This window comes from Micromonospora sp. NPDC020750 (assembly GCF_044334565.1).
GTDB lineage: Bacteria > Actinomycetota > Actinomycetes > Mycobacteriales > Micromonosporaceae > Micromonospora.
In genome coordinates, this window is record NZ_JBIRTH010000021.1 from 1 (window position 1) to 19017 (window position 19017).

The following is a 19017-nucleotide window of genomic DNA, read 5'->3' on the forward strand; positions in this document are numbered from 1 at the left end:
CGCCAGATACCGACCGCCGGTCGACGACCCGCCGCAGTTGTCGCTGACCAGGTACTTCTGGTGGTATTGCCCGGGATACGGCGCCAGTGACACCCCGTTGATCACGATCGTCTGTCCGGCGCGGTTGTAGAGCTGCTCGTAGTGGATGTGCGCCCCTGACGAGTTGCCCGTGCTGCCCGTGAGCCCGATTTGCTGGCCCTGCTGCACGTACGCCCCGTCGGGCACCGAATATGCGCTGAGGTGGAAATGGTAGGTGGTCCAACCGCCGCCGTGGTCGATGACGATGTAGTTGCCGGCGCCGCTGGGCTCCGAGTGCCGCCGGGCGACGCCGGCGGCGGTGGCCACCTGCGGTGTGCCCGCGGTAACTCCTCCGTCGGCCCGCACGAAGTCCAGGGCCTGCCGGACCTCAGCGCTGTGGTGGTCGTAGGTCCACCGCTGCCCGCACGGGAATGGAGCCTTGAAGTTCGGTGCGGCGAGCGCGGGGGACGATGTCGCCACCGCTCCGGTCAGGACGCCCACCGCCAGGGTGATTAGGACGGCCAGGACGCGCCGCACCCCGGTCCTCGAGTGCCGTGACATGTGAGGTGGCTCCCGTCAGGAAAGTGCTCGATCGGTCTGGACGTGAGTAAAGGCACCCGTCGATGTGTCAAGTGCCGCCAGGAAGGGGTGAGGCGGAGGGGTGACGATGCGCCGCCGGACCGCGACGGGTGTCTGCGGGGCGCCGCATCGTTGATGAGAGGTCAGCCGGCGCGGCGGAGGCGGCCGAGCATGCCGTTGAGGTCCTGAATGAAGAGTTCGTGGCGGAAGTAGTGGCCGCCGGGGACCTCGCGCCACTCATGCGGGATGCCGGCGCGGCCGAGCGCGGCGCGGAACTCCCGCTGGCCTGCGAGCACCTGGGTCTCGTTGACGGTGTCGAACCAGTTGATCGGATCGGGCGAAGTGCCGGCGGCGAGGAAGATCCGCTTGTTGCGGTAGCTCTCGATACGCTGGACCGGGTTGTCGGCGGTGACCCGGGCCTCGTCCCAGAGGGGAGCGCCGTAGACGGTGCCGCCGCCGAGGTCCAGCGCCGCGGAGCTGGCGTTGGCCCAGTGCACGACGAGGCCGAAGTCCCGACGCAGGCTGGCCGGGCCGGAGTGTGAGCTCACCGAACAGAAGTGGCCGTAGTACTTCGCGGTGTACTTGAGGGCGCCGAAGCCGCCCATCGAAAAGCCGGCGACGGCACGGCCGTTGTACTCGGGAAAAGTGCGGAAGTTCGACTCAATCCACGGAAGTAGCTGTGCGATGTGGAAGGTTTCCCAGTTGCGCGGACCGGTGTTGCTGTGCACGGGGTTGGAGTACCAACCGGTGGAGGCGTCCGGCATGACGACGATGATCTCCCTGCCGGCCGTCAGGTTGATGATGTTGTCCTGCATGTGGAAGGTCCGGAAGTCCGCGTTTCCGCCGTGCAGCAGGTACAGCACCGGATAGCGCTTGCCGCTGGTGTGGTAGCCGTCGGGCAGCAGCACGTTGACCGCAGGGTCCCACTCGATGGCGTCGGTGGCGAACCGGTAGTACTGCAGGCGGCCACCATTCTCGTTGCGGGCCACGATGCGCAGCCCGTGCCCGTCGCCGGCGGCGGACGCGGGCAGCGGCATGGCGAGCGCACCGCCGAACGCACCGGCGGCGGCGACGCCCGCAGCGCCGGTGAGCAGCCGTCGACGACTGACGGGCTGGCGGACGGCAGGAATGTTGTCCATGGATCCTCCATTGGGTGAGGTCGCGCCGAACGGGCGAGAACTGCGGCGCGGAGTTTGCTGTCCAGCTGGACGGGTTCAGAGGGCGGTGACGCCGTTGAGGCCGAGGTGATCGTGCGATTTTGGGCGGGGGTGAAGGCGGCGCCAGTAAAAGGTCTGACGTAGCCAAATCGACGTTGTTCTCGACGAGGACGACGATGCCACCGTTGACCTCATTGGTCGTTCGTTGCGGCCGGAGCAGCTGAGGTAGGTGACAGCCTGGAGGTCGCCACCGGCGGGTGACGGATGCGCTGTGGCACGGGCGCCTCCTCGCGAAGCCCGAGAAATCGATTGCTGAGGAGTATCGCCAGGACCCCGACGACTGTCAATGGGTTGTGGAATCTTCGCCCTGCCGGAGGGTGGCGGCGGTGCAGCGATTGCTACTCACCGTGTCCACGGCTGCCGCCTGAGTCACATTCTTCCGCCGCTCCGACGGTGATGCTGGGGGCGCCCCGTGGTGGTTGGCGGTGGTCGGCCGAGCTGGTCGAGGGCGTGCGCAACGCCTGTTCATCCGATGTGGAGCGCGCTCGGCCTCGTCGTTCGAAGGCGATGATTTCATGCATCGCCACAAAGCGAGCCGGCAAGTATTGACAAAGATCGGTGTTCGCAGTTAACTCCAGCAATCGATTTCTCCCTGCTTCGAAGGTCGCTGCGAAGGGACACCGATGAGGCTCCGTAGACCCTCCTGGCTGGGCGCCGCCGCGGCGGCGCTGGTCATGACCGTACCCACGGCGGCGGTCGCCGCCCCGCGGGCCGTGACCGACGCCGCCGCAGCCGTCGCGGATCCCGCCGTCACGGTCGCTGCGGACAAAGGACCGACTGGCTGGGACACCTACCGCCGGCTCGACCGGCTGCCGGAGCTGTCAGTCGGTACCCGGACCCGACAGTTCTCCAGCTTCGCGCGCGATGGCTCCAACGATGATGGGTTCGTTGGCACCTACTCCTGCCTGCGTCAGGCGAGCGGCTGCGTGCTCGCTGAGGACCGCGGCGCGGGGGAGGTGCAGTCAATCTGGTTCACCCGGGACGAGGGCAACGTCAGCGCCACCGGCTGGATCCGCATCGAGCTCGATGGGGTCGTCGTGGTCGACACGGGGTTGCAGAACCTCGTCGACGGCGGCCTCGGTTCCCCGTTCGTCGCGCCGCTGGTCAGCAACGCCGACCAGACCTCGGGTGGGGTCACCGTCAAAGTGCCGATGCCCTATCGGGACTCCATGCGGATCCTCACCGAGCACAATCCGCTCTTCTACCACGTCACGTTCCGGAAGTTCGACGACGCGACAGGGGTCGTCCGGTTCGACCCCGCTGATCGGGCCACCGATGTCATCGACCTGTTGCGGGCCGCCGGCACCCGGGATCCCAAGCCGTCGCAGCCAGGAGCGACCACCGCGACCGCGACGGTCGATGTCCCCGCTGGCGGCCAGGCGAACGTGGCCACGCTGACCGGGCCACGGGCCGTGACCGCGCTGCGGTTGCAGGTGCCCGACGGCGTGGCCACCGAATCGACCCTGTCCGGTCTGCGTCTGCGGATCTCCTTCGACGGCCGCACGACGGTGGACAGCCCGGTGGGTGAGTTCTTCGGCGGCGGGTTGGGTGAGCGCAGGGTCCGCTCCCTCATGTTCGGCATGGACGACGCGCCGGGTGGCTGGTACAGCGCCTGGTGGCCGATGCCGTTCCGGTCGACGGCGACCGTCGTGGTCGCCAACACCACCGGCGTGGCCGTCAGCGGCGTCCGTGCGGAGGTGACCTCAGCGCCGGGAACGCAGTGGACCGACGCGCTCGCCGCAGTCGGACCCGCTGGCTACTTCACCACCCAGTCCCGACGGGCGGAGGCGGTCGGCGGCAGGGACTGGATCGTCGCCGACCAGCCCGGCCGGGGCCGGTTCGTCGGAATCTCGCAGACGATGCGTGGGCATATCACCGGCGGCAACACCCGCAACTACCTCGAAGGCGACGAGCGAGTGCACGTCGACGGCCAACCGACGCCGCACATCTACGGCACCGGCACCGAGGACTTCTACGAGTCCGGGTGGTACTTCAACCGCGGGGAGTACAGCGGGGTCTTCACCGGGAACACGGCGCACTTGTTCCGGTCGGGCGGATGCGTCGACGAGTGCGATGCCGCCTACCGCCTGATGATCGGCGACGCCGTGTCGTACGGCACCGAGTTGCGCTTCGGCATGGAGCACGGGCCGGCCAACGACATGGCGGCGGACTACGGCTCGACGGCGTTCCTCTACACGCAGCCGACCGTCACGTCCCGGCGTACCGACACCATCGTCACCGGAGACGCGACCAGCCGGACGAGCCACGCCTACACCGACTCGGCGACCCAGCACGCGCTGACGTCGAGCTTCGAGGGCGACGACGACGACATCACCGAGACCGGCCAGGTCCGTAGCACCACCGCCGCCGTGGGATTCCGGATCTCGATCGACCCGGCCAACCAGGGCGTACGACTGCGCCGCCACGCCGACCAGTTCAGCGGCTACCAGCAGGCGGCCGTATCGGTGGACGGCGTGCCGGCCGGCGTGTGGTCGCAGCCGCTGGGCAACGCCCGGCGCCGGTGGCTGGCCGACGAGTTCGTCCTGCCGGCGGCGCTGACCGCCGGCAAGTCCACGGTCACTGTGACGCTCACCCCCGCCGCAGGCGCCCCGGCCTGGACCGCAGCCCGCTACCAGGCCGACAGCGTCGTCGTTCCCTTCACCGATACCACCGCGCCCGGGGCGGTCACCGGCCTGGCGCTGACCGGCGGTCGGGTGCACGCCCTCAGCCTGTCCTGGTTGCCGTCGTCCGACAACGTCGGCGTGACCGGCTACCGGGTCTATTCGTCCAGGACGCCGGGCGTGGCGATCACGTCCGCCAATCTGGTCGCCACCACGCGTGTCGCCTCGTTCCGGCACGGCCCGCTGCCGGCCGGGCAGACCCGCTACTACCGGGTCGTCGCCGTCGATGTCGCCGGCAACGCCGGGACGCCGTCGGCCGAGGTGTCGGCCACGACCCGGGCCCGCAACGTCAGCGACGCCAACGGCGACCGGCGTGACGACGCGATCGACTTCACCCGCGGCGCCAGCGCGGACGTGTTCACCGCGCTCTCCGCCGGCACCCGGTTCGTGCCGGACAGCCGGCCCTGGAACGACTTCTTCGCCATGGACGGGGAGATTCCGCTCACCGGCGACGTCAATGGCGACGGTCGGGCCGACCTCATCACCTTCGTCCGGGGCGTTGCCGCCGACGTCTACGTTGCGCTCTCCACCGGCTCCGGCTACTCCGCCGGCGTGAAGTGGCATGACTTCTTCGCGGTCGGCGCCGAGATCCCGGCGGTCGGCGACGTCAACGGCGACGGCCGCGCCGACATCATCACCTTCACCCGGGGCGACGCCGCCGATGTCTATGTCGCGCTTTCCACCGGCTCCGGGTTCGGCCCCGGCGTCAAGTGGCACGACCACTTCGCTGTGGGAACCGAGATGCCGGCAGTGGGCGACTTCAACGGCGACGGGCGCGACGACATCGTGACGTTCACCCAGGGCAGCACGGGTGACGCGTTCGTGTCCCTCTCCGACGGCACCCGCTTCGTCGAAGACGGGTGGAAGTGGCACGACAACTTTGCCATCGGCACCGAGCTGCCGGCGGTGGGCGACGTCAATGGCGACGGGCGCGACGACATCGTGGCGTTCACCCGCGGTGGCACGGGCGACGTGTTCGTGTCCCTCTCCGACGGCACCCGCTTCGTGCAGAACACCTGGAAATGGCACGGGTACTTCGCCGTCGGCGACGAGCTGCCCGGGCTCGGCGACTTCAACGGTGACGGAAGGATGGACGTGGTGACGTTCACCCGGGGCACGACAGCAGACGTCTACGTCGCGCTGTCCACCGGCTCCGAATTCGGCTCCCGCGTGAGGTGGCACGACCAGTTCGCGCCGGGCACCGACCTGCCTCGGCCGAGCGTTCCGTGATGCGCGCGCTGCGGACCCTCGCGGTTCTCCTGCTCGGGGCGGCCCTCGTGGCGGCCCCGGCGGACCCCGCCAGGGCCGAGGACCCGATCCGGGTGGAGGCGGAGACACTGGGGGTCGTCTCGGCGACCGCGCCGGTGCAGGCCCAGACCGACTGCTGCGGGGTGAGCTGGTCCGGGGGCCGCCAGCTCTGGCTGCGGGCCGGCCGGGCCGGCGACTCGGTGACCGTCGCCCTGCCCGCGGTGCCGCCGGGCCAGTACGACCTCGGGGGTGTGCTGACCCGGGCCCAGGACTACGGGACGCTGCGGTTCACCGTCGACGGGGTGGCGATCGGCCAGCTCTTCGACGGGTACGCGCCCACCGTGCAGCGCACCGGCGCGGTGCCACTGGGCTCGGTCTCCCTCGCGACCGGCAGCCACCGGCTGACGGTGACGGTGACCGGCCGCGCCGGCGCGTCGGCCGGCTTCTTCGCCGGCCTCGACACGATCACCCTGCGACGTGTCGGCCCGGTCGCGGCGGTGACCACCGTGCCGTACGAGACGGTGGGGGAGACGCCGACACGCGGCGCGCTGACTCGGGTCTTCGACCCGGGCGCGGGCCAGCCGACGGCGTGGTACTACAACGACCACACCATTGTGAAGAATCAGCAGACCGGGGTCTGGCACGTCTTCGCGATCACCCACGCCGAGCCCGGCGCGCCGCAGGACGAGAAGTCCTTCGGCCATGCCACGGCGCCCACGCCCACCGGGCCGTGGACGAGGCAGCCGATGGCGCTGACCGCCGATCCCGCAGCGGGCGAGCACTGGATCTGGGCGCCGCACGTGGTCTACGACAACGGTGTCTACTACATGTTCTACGCGGCCGGCGGCCCGGACTACGCCAACTACCGGATGCATCTAGCGACATCGATCGACCTGTTCACCTGGACCCGGAGCACGGCCAACCCGCTGTTCATCGACGGCTGGGAGGGCCGCGACCCGATGGTGACCCGGGTCGGCGACCGGTGGGTCATGTACTACACGGCGACCTCCACCCCGACCGGCGGCAATCACGTCGTGGCCTACCGCAGCAGCACCAACCTGCGGACGTGGAGCGCCCGGGCGATCGCCTACTCGTCGCCTCAGACCGGGCGGGCCGCGGGGCAGACGGAGTCGCCGTTCGTGGTCCGCCGGGGCGACTGGTACTACCTCTTCGTCTGCTGCGACGGCACCGACTACGGCACCGCCTACCGGCGGACGGCCGTCTACCGCAGCCGTGACCCGCTGCGTTTCGACGGCGCCGACAAGGTGGCCGTGCTGGACGCGCACGCGGCCGAGGTCGTCGTGGACGGCTCCGACTGGTACCTGAGCCACGCCGGCTGGGGCCAGGGCGGGCTGTGGCTGGCCCCGTTGACCTGGTCGACGGGAGTGGTGGCGCGGGGCTACACGATGAGCACCGGCTTCCTACGGGCCGACGTGCGCACCTGGCCACAGGCCCGGATCGCTTCGCTGGCGGTGGACCCGGCGGGCGGCGGTTCCTACCGTCCCGCGCTCGACTCGTCGCACCGCGGCACCAGTCCGTACCTTGCCGTGGGCCGCTTCGACGTCACCGACCGGGCTGGCGCCCCGGCTCGCATCGACGTGTCGGCGGACGGGTCCCGGATCAACCTGGCCGGCATTCCCTTCGGCGACGAGCCGGTCACCGCCGACTGGTTGTTGACGGTGGCGCCGCGCTGGACCGGGCCGGCACTGCAGAGCGACATCGTGTGGTCGGTCAACAACTGGCCGACCGCGGCGGTGTGGGAGGTCGCGTTCAACGTCGACGGCGCGCTGCCGGCCGTCGGCGACCCGGCGGTGGAGGCCCGGGCCACCGGGGACGTCAGCGGGATGCCGCCCTGGACGATGAATACGGGCGACGGGCTGTCGGTGGTGGCGGTGCACCGCTGGGCGTCGGCCTGGCGCGGCGACAACACCTGGTACGACGCCGGCCACGCGATGGCCGCCTGGCAGCCGTTGTGGCGCTCGGGCGGCACGTCCTGGGCACCCGGCCAGTATCCGGGTGGCACGTGGCGGATCGCCGCGAGCGGAGCTCGGCGCGATGTCGCCTTCGCCGACGGGGCCTACACCGCGATCAACGCCGTCCCGTGAGTGGGCTCCGGTCTTGACGGGGTAGCCAGAACTCCTCTTCGCTCTGGAAATCGACTTAAAGGGGGGTGTCGTGGGCAATCACGCGGTCGTCACCATGGCCGGCGTCACCAAGCGGTTCGGCGGCGTGGTCGCCCTGGACGGGGTCGACTTCGAGGTGCGGGCGGGTGAGGTGCACGCGTTGCTCGGCGAGAACGGGGCGGGCAAGTCGACCCTGATCAACGTCCTCTCCGGTGTCATCACCGACTACCAGGGCGAGGTGGCCGTCGGCGGGACACCGGTGCGGTTTGCGGGCCCGGCCGCCGCGCAGGCGGCCGGGATCGCGACTATCCACCAGGAGCTCGACCTGGTGCCCGCGCTGTCGGTGGCCGAGAACCTGGTCCTGGGACGCGAACCCCGCACCTGGCTGCGCACGCTCGACCAGCGCGCCGTTGTCCGCACCGCCCGGGAACAGCTCGGCCAGCTCGGCGCCGACATCGACCCGCGCCGCCCGGTCGGCTCGCTGCGCGTCGGCGAGCAGCAGTTGGTCGAGATCGCTCGGGCGCTCTCGCTCGACGCCCGGGTGCTGATCATGGACGAGCCGACGGCGGCGCTCGCCGACGCCGAGGTGCAGCGCCTCTTCGCCACCATCGACAGCCTGCGGGCGCGGGGCGTGGGCATCGTCTACATCTCCCACCGGATGGAGGAGATCGAGGTCGTCGCTGACCGCGTGACGGTCCTACGCAACGGAGCCGTCGCCGGCATCGCCCGGCCCGGTGAGGTCGATCGTGGGCAGGTCATCTCGATGATGGTGGGCCGGGCGGGCGAGTCGCTGTTCGACGCGGGCGCGCATCCCCACCCGGACATCGGCCCTCAGACGGTCGACGGGGGCGACACCGGCGCTGAAGCCGGCATGGACGATGCGGGCCGGGCACCGCTGCTGGCGATCGACGGTCTTACCGTACGGCCCAGGAACCGCCGGCCCGGTCGCTCGGAGCCGGCCGCCGTGTCCCTCACCGTGCGCCCGGGTGAGATCGTCGGCCTGGCCGGCCTGATGGGGGCCGGCCGCACTGAATTGTTGGAAACCCTTTTCGGCGCCGGACCGAAGGGTCGACGCGCCGGGACCGTCCTGCTGGCCGGCCGCCCCTATGCTCCGCGCAGCCCGCGGGCGGCACTGCGTGCCGGGGTCGGCTTCGTGCCCGAGGACCGGCGGGGAGCCGCGCTCGTCCTCGGACACCCCGTCAGCCGCAGCATCGTGCTGACGGCCCTTCGCACGGTGACGACGGCGGGGGTGGTGAGGCGGCGGCGGGAGCGTGCCGCGGTACGGCAGAAGATCGCCGAACTTTTGATCAAGACGCCCTCGCCGGTGGCGCCGGTCGGTGCGCTCTCCGGCGGCAACCAGCAGAAGGTCGTCTTCGCCCGGCAACTGCTCGCCGAGCCGCGGCTGCTGCTGCTGGACGAGCCGACCCGCGGGGTCGACGTCGGGGCGAAGGCCGAGATCTACCGGTTGCTGCGCCGCCTCGCCGACGACGGGATGGGCATCCTGCTCGCCTCCTCGGAACTGCCCGAACTGCTCGGTGTTTGCGACCGGGTGGTGGTGCTTCGCCGGGGGCGCTCGGTGGCCGACCTCAAGACGGACTGCTGTACCGGCGAGGACATCCTCACGGCGGCGATGGGCGGCACTCCCGCCGGAAGGGAAGCACGATGACCGGCACGGGTGTGTCAACGCCGGAGCCCACCGGGGTCAAGGGGCCGCCCGTCACCGGCGGCGTGGGCGAGAGCGTACGACGGTGGTTCCGCCGCCCGCGCAGCCGGCGGGAGCTGGTCGACCGTCTCTTCGCCGCACAGAGCATCTTCGCGTTGCTGGTCGTCTTCGCGCTGGCCATCGTCGCCTCGCCCAGCCGCGACGGTGAGGTCCTCTTCCTGTCCACCGGCAACCTCGGCAACATCGTGCGCGCGGTGTCGGAGATCGGCATCATCGCGGTCGGCATGACCTTCGTGATCCTGCTGGGCGGCATCGACCTCTCGGTCGGGGCGATCCTCGGGCTCTCGGCCGTCGGTACGGCCACCCTCATGGTCGACTCCGGTCTGGGCATTCTGCCGGCGATCGCCGTGGTGCTGGTGATCGGCGCGGTGTTCGGCGCGGTGCAGGGATACGCGACCGCGCGGCTGGGCATCCAGTCGTTCATCGTCACACTCGCCGGCCTCCAGGTGGCCCGGGGCCTGGCCCGGATCTGGTCCGGTGGGCTCGGCATTCCAATCGCCTACGGCGACGGGCCGAAGGAGGCCCCACCCGCCTTCGAGATCCTCAACGGCTCGATCAACGGGGTGATCCCGGTGCCGGCGGTGCTCTTCATCGCCGTCGGTGTCGCCGCGACCGTCGTGTTGCGCAAGACCGCGTTCGCCCGGCACGTCTACGCGATCGGCGGCAACGAGAAGGCGGCCCGGCTCTCGGGCGTCCCGGTCACCCGGGTCAAGGTCGCGGTGTTCGCTATCGCCGGACTCCTCGCGGCGGTGGCCGGCATTGTGCACGCGGGGCAGCTCAACCAGGGCAGCCCCAACGACGGGGCCGGATACGAGCTGGACGCCATCGCCGCGGTGGTGATCGGTGGCACCAGCCTGGCCGGTGGGTCCGGCTCGATGAGCGGGACCCTCGCCGGCGCACTGCTGCTCGGCATCCTCAACAACATCCTCGCACTCAACAACATCGACGCCAACGTGCAACTGCTGATCAAGGGCCTGGTGATCGTGGCCGCGGCCGCCCTGCAGAAGCTGCGGCGCAGCGTCGCCTGACCGATTCGACAACGGAGGATCCTCCCGTGCGTAAACGTTCCGCCCTTATCGCCCTGCTGGCCACCGGCGCGCTCGTCGCCGCCGTGGGGTGCAGCGTGGAGAAGAGGTCCGACCAGGCCGGCTCCGGCGACGCCGCGAACTGCGGCTCCGGCAAGGAGTTCCTGATCGGCATGTCGCAGGCCAACAACGCCGAGCCGTACCGGCAGGTGATGAACAACGACGTGGAGACGGCGGCGAAAGCCGTTCCCGGCTTCAAAGTCGTCGTCGCCGACGCGGCGCAGGACAACAGCAAGCAGGTCGCCGACGTCGAGAACTTCCTCACCCAGAAGATCAACTTGCTGATCATCTCGCCGAACGAGGCGAAGCCGCTGACCGCCGTGGTCAAGCGGGCGTACGACCAGGGGATCCCGGTGATCGTGCTGGACCGCAAGGTCGAGGGGGAGGGATACACGGCCTTCATCGGTGGCGACAACGTCGCGATCGGCCGGGCCGCCGGCGAGTACTACGCCAAGACGCTGCTGCCCCAGGGGGGCAAGGTGATCGAGATCGCGGGCCTGCCGGGTGCCACGCCCGCGGCGGAGCGCGCGAAGGGCTTCCGCGAGGGCATCGCGAGCAACCCGAAGATCGAGATCGTCGCCTCGCAGCCCGGTGATTGGCTGCGCGAAAAGGGACAGTCGGTGGCCGACGCGCTGCTCAAGGCACACCCGGATGTGGCGGCCATCTACGCGCACAACGATCCGATGGCCGAGGGCGCCTACCTCGCGGCCAAGGCTGCCGGGGTCGAGACGAAGATCAAGTTCACCGGCATCGACGCGCTTCCGGTGCCCTCCGGCGGGATCAAGGCCGTCGATCAGGGCCGGCTCGCCGCGACCTTCCAGTACGCCACGGGCGGTCGCGAGGCGGTGGACCTGGCCAAGCGGCTCCTGGTCGACTGCGCGAAGGACGTCCCGCGCTCGACGACGCTCGACACCATGCAGATCACCAAGGAGAACGCGGCCGAGGCGTACGCCAAGCTCGGCGGCGCCTGACCGACGACGGCCGCGCCCGCGTAGCCGCAGGGCACGCGGGCGCGGCGAGGCGGGCCGGCGGTGGCGCGGAGGGCGTCGGTCGGCCAGGTCGCAGCGACGGAAAGCAGCGGGAGAGGGCTTGATCCAGTATTCGACGACCGGCTCCGCCGGCATTAGGACATCGGTCGTGCTCGGTGTGGACATCGGCACCTCCAGTAGCAAGGGCGTCCTCGTCGACCTCGACGGGCGGGTGGTCCGCTCGCGCACGTTGACCCACCGGGTCGACCGTCCGCGGCCGGACTGGGTGGAGATGGACGGACGGCTCTGGTGGCAGGAGTTCGTCGACCTCGCCCGGGACCTGCTGGCCCCGGACGACGTGCGGGCCGTGGCGGTCGGGGTCAGCGGCATGGGCCCGTGCGTCCTGCTCACCGACGCCGATGGCAACCCGCTGCGGCCGGCGATCCTGTACGGCGTCGACACCCGGGCCACCCCGCAGATCGACCGGCTGAACGACCTCCTCGGCCCCGACGAGATCCTGCGGCGCTGCGGCTCGGCGTTGTCCAGCCAGGCGGTGGGACCGAAGCTCGCCTGGGTCGCCGACGCCGAACCCGAGGTGTTCGCCCGCGCCCGCCGGCTCTTCATGCCCAGCTCGTGGCTGGTGTACCAGCTCACCGGCCAGTACCTGCTCGACCACCACTCGGCCAGCCAGTGCACCCCGCTCTACGACACCGACTCGCAGCAGTGGCACCGGCCGTGGGCCGACCTGATCGCTGCTGAGCTGTCACTGCCGCCCCTGCGCTGGCCGGGAGACACCGCCGGCACGGTGACCGCCGAGGCCGCCGCCGCGACGGGTCTGCCGCGCGGCGTTCCCGTCATCACCGGGACCATCGATGCCTGGTCGGAGGCGATCAGCGTCGGCGCGCAGGACGTCGGCGATCTCATGCTGATGTACGGCACCACGATGTTCCTGGTGCACACGGTCCCGCACCGGCTGACCAGCCCGGCGTTGTGGGGCACGGTCGGCGCCCTGCCCGGCACCCGCAACCTGGCCGGGGGCATGGCGACCTCCGGCGCGATCACCGGTTGGCTGCACGACCTCTTCGAGGCTCCCGGCTATCCCGAGCTGCTCGATCGCGCCGAGCGGTCCGGGCCCGGGGCTCGGGGGCTGCTGATGCTGCCGTACTTCGCCGGCGAGCGGACGCCGATTCTCGATCCGCACGCCCGTGGCGTCATCGCGGGTCTGACCCTGTCGCACGACAGCGGCGACCTCTACCGGGCAGCCCTGGAGGCGACAGGTCTGGCAGTGCGACACAACATCGAGACGATGGAGGCGGCCGGGGGTGACGTGCGGCGTGTCGTCGCCGTCGGTGGCGGCACCCAGGGCGCGCTGTGGACCCAGATCGTCTCGGACATCACCGGCCGTGCCCAGCAGATTCCGACGCAGACCATCGGAGCCAGCTACGGCGCGGCCTTCCTGGCTGCCGGCATCGAACACGCGGTCTCCATCGAGGCCTGGAACCCGATCGTGGAGACCCGGAATCCGCGCGCCGAGTTGGCGGCCGACTACGACGAGTTGTACCAGCTGTACCACGAGCTGTATGCCGGCTCGCTGTCGGTCGCGCATGCGCTGGACGCCCGGCAGCGCCGCGTACCGGCGCCGCACCACCCCGCACCCGAAGAGCCAGCCGAGGGAGTCACCCTGTGAACACGTACGCCATGCCCGTGCTGGTGGAGCCGCCGGTCGCCGCCCCGCGCACCGTCTACACGGTGGCCAGTGGCGACCTGCGGCCCGGCGCGAACGTCACCTGCTGGCCGACCCAGCGCAAGCTTGAGGACGACCTCGCCGCCGCGGTGACAGCACTGGGATGGCGGGTCGAGCGTGGCCACGCGGCCGACCCGGCCGCCGGTCACGGGTTCATCGACAGCCAGCGCGCCGGGATCGAGGTCTTCAAGACGATCCCGCTGGACGCCCCGCTCATCGTGGTCGAGGCGGTCTGGCAGTACAGCCACCACGTGCTGGCCGGCCTGCGGCGGCACCGCGGGCCGATCCTGCTGGTGGCCAACTGGAGCGGCGAGTTCCCCGGTCTGGTCGGCCTGCTCAACCTCGCCGGCAGCCTGACCAAGGCGGGGGTGCGCTACTCGGCTTTGTGGAGCGAGGACTTCACCGACGCGTGGGCCCGTGACGGACTGAGCAGCTGGCTGGAGGCCGGCGAGCTGACGCACGACGAGAGCCACGTACGGGACCTGCCGGCGTTGTCCCCCGACCCCGAGGTCGCCCTCGGCGTCGCCCTCGCCCGGCAGCTCGTCGCCGAGCGGGCCATCATCGGTGTCTTCGACGAGGGCTGCATGGGCATGTACAACGCCATCATCGACGACGAGTTACTCAACCCGATGGGCATCTTCAAGGAGCGACTCTCGCAGAGCGCCCTGGTGGCGGAGATGGGACAGGTGCCCGACGCGGAGGCGCAGGCGGTACGGGCCTGGCTCGACGAGGCCGGCATGACCTTCCACACCGGCGATGACGAGGCCACCGAGCTGACCGAGGCGCAGTTGCTCACCCAGTTCAAGATGTATGTCGCGGCCCTGCGGATCGCCGACGACTTTGGCCTCGACGCGGTGGGCATCCAGTACCAGCAGGGCCTCAAGGACGTCGTCCCGGCCAGCGACCTCGCCGAGGGGCTGCTCAACAACGTGCAACGGCCCCCGGTGCACAGTCGTGACGGCTCCCGCGAGCTGTACGCGGGCGCGGCGCTGCCGCACTTCAACGAGGTCGACGAGGGCGTTGCCGTCGATTCCCTGGTCACGAACCGGATCTGGACGGCGATGGGGCTGGACCCGGCCACGACACTGCACGACATCCGGTGGGGGGAACGGTACGGCGACGACTTCGTGTGGGTCTTCGAGATCTCCGGCTCGGTGCCGGCGTCCCACAACGGGGGCTACGACCGGTCCTACAGCATGCGTCAGCCGCCGATGTACTTCCCTCTCGGCGGCGGCACCCTGAGCGGCGTGTCGAAGCCCGGCGAGATCGTGTGGTCCCGGGTCTTCGTCATGGACGGCGTGCTGCACGTGGATCTCGGCCGGGGAACGGTGGTCGAACTGCCCGAGGCGGAGACCCGGCGGCGGCTCGACGCCACCACCCCGCAGTGGCCCATCATGCACGCGGTGCTGCACGGAGTCGGTCGCGACCAGTTGATGGCCCGGCACAAGGCCAACCACCTCAACGTGGTCTACGCGCCGGAGGCGGCCACCGCCGACCGGGCGCTGCGGGTCAAGGCCGCGCTCTTCGCCGAGCTCGGCATGCGGGTGCACCTGTGCGGTGACGTCCGGATCTGATCAGCGGGCGCGACGCCGCTCACCCCGATGTCGCGTCATCCGCCGTACGCCGGGCCCCGGAGCATACTTGCCGGGGCCCAGGCGACCGGCTCGAACTGTCCCGTACCCGCAGCTCGGTGGGGAGGACGACGGTCGAGGGCGCCTTTGCCGGATCGGCGATGCGTTCGGTGAGCATCACGGCGGCCGCCCGGCCGAGGTCGTAGGTGGGCTGGGCCACGGTGCTCAGCGACGGGCGGACCAAGTGCGCCCACGGGATCTCGTCGAAGCCGACGATGCCGCACCGGGCGGGCACGTCGACGCCGCGGTCGACCAGGCACTCCACCGCACCGACGGTCATCAGGTTGTTGGCGACGAAGACCGCGTCCGGCGGCTCGCTCGCGTCCAGCAGCGACGACATCGCCTGGTATCCGCCGTCCCTGCGGAAGTCGGCGTGTCGGACGAGCTGCTCGGAGACGGACCGGTCGCGCAGTCTCAGCGCCCGCTGGTAGCCCCGCAGCCGCTGGATGGCGGTGGAGATCCGACGGGGGCCGGTGATGCAGGCGACGCGGCGGTATCCATTGTCGATCAGGTGCGTGGTGGCCAACTCCGCGCCGTGGGTGTTGTCGACGAGCACCGTGTCCACCGCGATGCCGCGAGGCTGCCGGTCGATGACGACGACCGGGATGCCCGCCTCGACCAGGCGGTTGATCAACGTCGGTCGGCCCGACGGCGAGATGATGACCCCCGCCATCCGTTCGGCGAGCGCCGCCGCGACGTAACTCGCCTCCTTCTCGGGGTTCTCGTCGCCGTTGCAGAGGACGACGGAGAAGCCTGCCTCCTGCGCCACGTCCTCGACGCCTCGGACCATCGAGGTGAAGAAGGGGTTGCCGATGTCGGAGATGATGGCGGCCCACAGGCTGGTCCGGCTCCGACGCAGGCTCCGGGCTACGGCGTTGGGGCGGTACTCGAGTTCCTGTGTCGCCTGCCGAACCCGGGCGGCCAGCTCCGGGTCGACGGAGGCACGGCCGTTCAGCACCCGGGAGACGGTGGCAGGTGAGACCCGAGCCCTGCGGGCCACATCGTAGATGGTTGTCATCCGGCACCCCCGAGTCAATCTTCGCGCAGGGACCGCCCGTCGCGATAAGGTTTCCCACCTGATCGAGACCGGGCGAGGTCGACTCATCATCTGGGACCGCCCGCGATCCTATACGCGGTGGAATCGATTTCCGGGCTGAGGGGTCCTCGCCGCCCGGCCTGCGACCGACGCCGCCACCGCGACGCCCCGGCCCATCGGCCACGACGGGCGGGATGGCCCGATCCGTGGCGGATTCTCCCACCGCTGTCGCCCCGAGGCGGCAACACTTTCCGCAGGTATTGACAGTCATGAAAATGCTGGCCAGACTTTCAGCAATCGATTTCTTGCCGTCCTCGCGGCCGTCAACGCAAACCCCAACCTCACATGCCGTTTTCTCATGAGGAGCATCGTGAAGACAAAACTATTGGCGGTACCTCTCGCTCTGTGCACGGCCGTGGCGGCCGTGGTCGTGGGCGCGCCAGTGCAGGCGGCCCCGATGGGGACCCTGGCCTGCTCGTCGGTCCCCGCCAACCACGACCCCGCGGTCACCCTGATCGTGTACCGGGTGGCCCGTGCCCACAACGCCAACGACAAGGTGCTGCTCTCCGCCTTCGAGGCGGGCTGGGTCGAGTCGCACATGAACAATCTGCCCTGCGGGGACAAGTCCTCGCTCGGGGTGTTCCAGCAGCGCTGGGACTACGGGTGGGGCACGCCGGAGCAGATCATGGACCCGGTCTACGCGAGCACGCAGTACGTCACCCGGGCGATCGTCTGCGACCGCAACAATCCCGGCTTCACCGCAGGACAGGTCGCCCAGTGCGTGCAACGCTCCGGCTTCCCGGACCGCTACGACCAGGTCGCGGCGAAGGCTCGGAGCCTGCTCAACGAGGCCACCCGCACGCACGCCATCGCCGGCGGATCGTCGACCGACGTCACCGGCGACGGCCGCGACGACGTGCTCGCCTTCACCCAGAACGTCCTGGCGGACGTCTACGTCGGCAGCTCCACCGGCGCCGCGTTCGCCGGCACCTCCGTGCGGTGGAACGACTTCTTCTCCATCGGCGGCGAGACCGCGTCGAGCGGCGACGTGAATGGTGACGGCAAGGACGACATCGTGACCTTCGCGCACAGCAACACCGGCGATGTCTACGTGGCGTTGTCGAACGGCTCGTCCTTCGGTGGCGGCCAGAAGTGGCACGACTGGTTCGCCCCGGGGGCGGAGATCGGCGCGGTCGGCGATGTCAACGGCGACGGCAAGGCCGACATCGTGGCGTTCACCCACAACCAGGCTGGCGACGTCTACGTGGCGCTGTCCACCGGCACCTCCTTCGGCCCGGGCCTGAAGTGGCACGAGTTCTTCAGCCCCTTCGGCGAGTACCCGGTGGTGGCGGACGTCGACGGTGACCGCAAGGCCGACATCATCACCTTCACCCAGGGTGCCGCCGCCGACGTGATCGTCGCCCGGTCGACCGGCACGTCCTTCGGCGGCGCGCAGAAGTGGCATGACCTGTTCGCCGTCGGCGCAGAGCTGCCCCGCGTCGGTGACATCAACGGCGACGGCAAGGCCGACATCGTGACCTTCACCTGTGACGCCAACGCCGACGTGTACGCCGCCGTGTCCAACGGCAGCGCCTTCGTCGGGACCACCGTGAAGTGGAACGACTTCTTCTGCCTGGGCGGCGAGTTCCCCTACCTCGGCGATTTCAACGGCGACGGCAAGGCCGACATCGTCGTCTTCACCAAGGGCAACACCAACGACGTCTACGTGGGGCTCTCGACCGGCACCGGGTTCGCCGCCGGCGTCAAGTGGCACGACTATTTCGGTCTCAACGGCGAGGCGACCCTGTGACCCGCGAACTGGAGACCCCGATGACAGGAACATGGCCCCGTTGGCGCCGAGGTGCCGTCACCCTGATCGCCGCGGCGCTCGCCGGCGCGCTCGCCGGCCCGCCCGCGCCGGCACCCGCCGCTCCGACCCGCAGCACGGCGGACACCGCCTTCGACCGCGCGGCGCGTGAGTTCGACGTGCCCCGGGACCTGCTGGTCGCTGTCGGGTACGGCGAGTCCCGGCTCGACCCGCACGACGGCAAGCCCAGCCAGGCAAACGGTTACGGCGTGATGCACCTGGTGAGCAACCCCACCAGGCACAGCCTCGAACGCGCGGCCACGTTGACCGGCGAGTCGATCGCGAACCTCAAGTCGACCACCTCGGCGAACATCCGGGGCGGTGCCGCCGTCCTGCGTGACCTCGCCGACGGGCAGGGCCTGACGGCCGCCGACCGCGACCGGGTCACCGCCTGGTACCCGGTCGTGGCCACGTACGGCGGGGCGGTCAACGACGTCACCGCGCGGCTGTACGCCGACCACGTCTACGACCTGTTGCAGCAGGGCATCGCCGGTCCGGTCGCGGTGCGGCCGAACCGGGTCGAGCCGGAGCGCGGTCGTTACACGGCGGTGGCGCCCGCAGGCACCGCGCCGTCGAACGCCCTCGCCGCCGCGGCCGTGCCGGAGTACGGCCCGGCGCGGTGGGTCGCGGCCAACGGCGCGAATTACGGCGCGGGCCGGTCCAGCCGGATCACCACCGTCATCCTGCACGTCACCCAGGGCTCGTACGCGGGCACGATCAGCTGGTTCCAGAACCCGTCGTCCGGCGTCAGCGCGCACTATGTGATCAAGTCGAGCAACGGCGAGACCACCCAGATGGTGCGCGAGGGCGACACGGCGTACCACGCCCGTGCCGGTAACGCGTACGGGGTGGGGATCGAGCACGAGGGGTACGTGGACAACCCGGCGTGGTTCACCGACGCGATGTACCGGTCGTCGGCGGCGCTGACCCGCTACCTGTGCGACAAGTACGGCCTCCCGAAGAACCGCACCGCCATCAAGGGTCACAACGAGATCCCCGGCAACGATCACACCGACCCCGGCCCCAACTGGAACTGGAACTACTACATCTCGCTGGTCAACCAGGGCGGCGTGGGAACCGGATCCAAGTACCTCGCC

General features: G+C 70.3%; 12 protein-coding genes. 9 read left to right on the forward strand and 3 right to left on the reverse strand.

Features of this window, described 5'->3' with window-relative positions; all coding sequences use genetic code 11:
- Together ACH4T9_RS31710 and ACH4T9_RS31715 are read right to left on the reverse strand one after the other, a co-directional pair.
- Positions 1-579 (reverse strand): M23 family metallopeptidase (locus tag ACH4T9_RS31710; RefSeq protein WP_396675123.1); only part of this gene is annotated, 579 nt, incomplete at its 3' end.
- A gap of 161 nt (positions 580-740) precedes the next feature.
- Entirely contained in the window at positions 741-1736 is a 996-nt protein-coding gene (locus ACH4T9_RS31715; protein ID WP_396675122.1) for an alpha/beta hydrolase, read from the reverse strand.
- Between the two features lie 701 nt (positions 1737-2437).
- On the opposite strand from ACH4T9_RS31715, the gene ACH4T9_RS31720 reads away from it, so the two are divergent.
- From ACH4T9_RS31720 to ACH4T9_RS31750, 7 genes are all read left to right on the forward strand, one after another.
- Complete coding sequence (locus ACH4T9_RS31720; RefSeq protein ID WP_396675120.1) at positions 2438-5725, forward strand: DUF2961 domain-containing protein; 3288 nt, start codon at positions 2438-2440, stop codon at positions 5723-5725.
- On the forward strand, positions 5725-7848 hold the full coding sequence (locus tag ACH4T9_RS31725) for a glycoside hydrolase (protein WP_396675119.1): 2124 nt from the start codon (positions 5725-5727) through the stop codon (positions 7846-7848). The genes ACH4T9_RS31720 and ACH4T9_RS31725 overlap by 1 nt, the downstream gene beginning before the upstream one ends.
- A gap of 70 nt (positions 7849-7918) precedes the next feature.
- Positions 7919-9532 carry a sugar ABC transporter ATP-binding protein gene (locus tag ACH4T9_RS31730; protein ID WP_396675118.1) on the forward strand — a complete coding sequence of 538 codons (1614 nt, stop codon included), beginning with the start codon at positions 7919-7921 and terminating at the stop codon, positions 9530-9532.
- The gene (locus tag ACH4T9_RS31735) at positions 9529-10617 is read left to right on the forward strand and encodes an ABC transporter permease (protein ID WP_396675116.1); all 1089 of its coding nucleotides are present in this window, start codon (positions 9529-9531) and stop codon (positions 10615-10617) included. Before ACH4T9_RS31730 ends, ACH4T9_RS31735 begins: the two co-directional genes overlap by 4 nt.
- 26 nt (positions 10618-10643) lie before the next feature.
- Positions 10644-11645: a substrate-binding domain-containing protein gene (locus ACH4T9_RS31740; RefSeq protein ID WP_396675115.1), complete on the forward strand. Its 1002-nt coding sequence runs from the start codon at positions 10644-10646 to the stop codon at positions 11643-11645.
- 166 nt (positions 11646-11811) lie between these two features.
- Positions 11812-13329, forward strand: coding sequence for an FGGY-family carbohydrate kinase (locus ACH4T9_RS31745; protein WP_396675113.1), 1518 nt, complete (start codon positions 11812-11814; stop codon positions 13327-13329).
- On the forward strand, positions 13326-14960 hold the full coding sequence (locus ACH4T9_RS31750) for a fucose isomerase (protein ID WP_396675112.1): 1635 nt from the start codon (positions 13326-13328) through the stop codon (positions 14958-14960). The genes ACH4T9_RS31745 and ACH4T9_RS31750 overlap by 4 nt, the downstream gene beginning before the upstream one ends.
- A gap of 19 nt (positions 14961-14979) precedes the next feature.
- On the opposite strand, the gene ACH4T9_RS31755 is transcribed toward ACH4T9_RS31750, so the two are convergent.
- Entirely contained in the window at positions 14980-16035 is a 1056-nt protein-coding gene (locus ACH4T9_RS31755) for a LacI family DNA-binding transcriptional regulator (RefSeq protein ID WP_396675110.1), read from the reverse strand.
- A gap of 475 nt (positions 16036-16510) precedes the next feature.
- Between ACH4T9_RS31755 and ACH4T9_RS31760 the strand changes: the two genes are divergently transcribed.
- A complete protein-coding gene (locus ACH4T9_RS31760) occupies positions 16511-17863 on the forward strand; it encodes an FG-GAP repeat domain-containing protein (protein ID WP_396675109.1) in 1353 nt (450 codons plus the stop codon).
- Between the two features lie 20 nt (positions 17864-17883).
- The coding region (locus tag ACH4T9_RS31765) for an N-acetylmuramoyl-L-alanine amidase (RefSeq protein ID WP_396675108.1) at positions 17884-19017 on the forward strand (1134 nt) is incomplete at its 3' end.

Bases quoted from the DNA above. Each gene is read 5' to 3' on its own strand.
- ACH4T9_RS31715 (WP_396675122.1), bottom strand. From the start codon at position 1,736: ATGGACAACATTCCTGCCGTCCGCCAGCCCGTCAGTCGTCGACGGCTG.
- ACH4T9_RS31720 (WP_396675120.1), top strand. From the start codon at position 2,438: ATGAGGCTCCGTAGACCCTCCTGGCTGGGCGCCGCCGCGGCGGCGCTG.
- ACH4T9_RS31725 (WP_396675119.1), top strand. From the start codon at position 5,725: ATGCGCGCGCTGCGGACCCTCGCGGTTCTCCTGCTCGGGGCGGCCCTC.
- ACH4T9_RS31735 (WP_396675116.1), top strand. From the start codon at position 9,529: ATGACCGGCACGGGTGTGTCAACGCCGGAGCCCACCGGGGTCAAGGGG.
- ACH4T9_RS31755 (WP_396675110.1), bottom strand. From the start codon at position 16,035: ATGACAACCATCTACGATGTGGCCCGCAGGGCTCGGGTCTCACCTGCC.
- ACH4T9_RS31760 (WP_396675109.1), top strand. From the start codon at position 16,511: ATGGGGACCCTGGCCTGCTCGTCGGTCCCCGCCAACCACGACCCCGCG.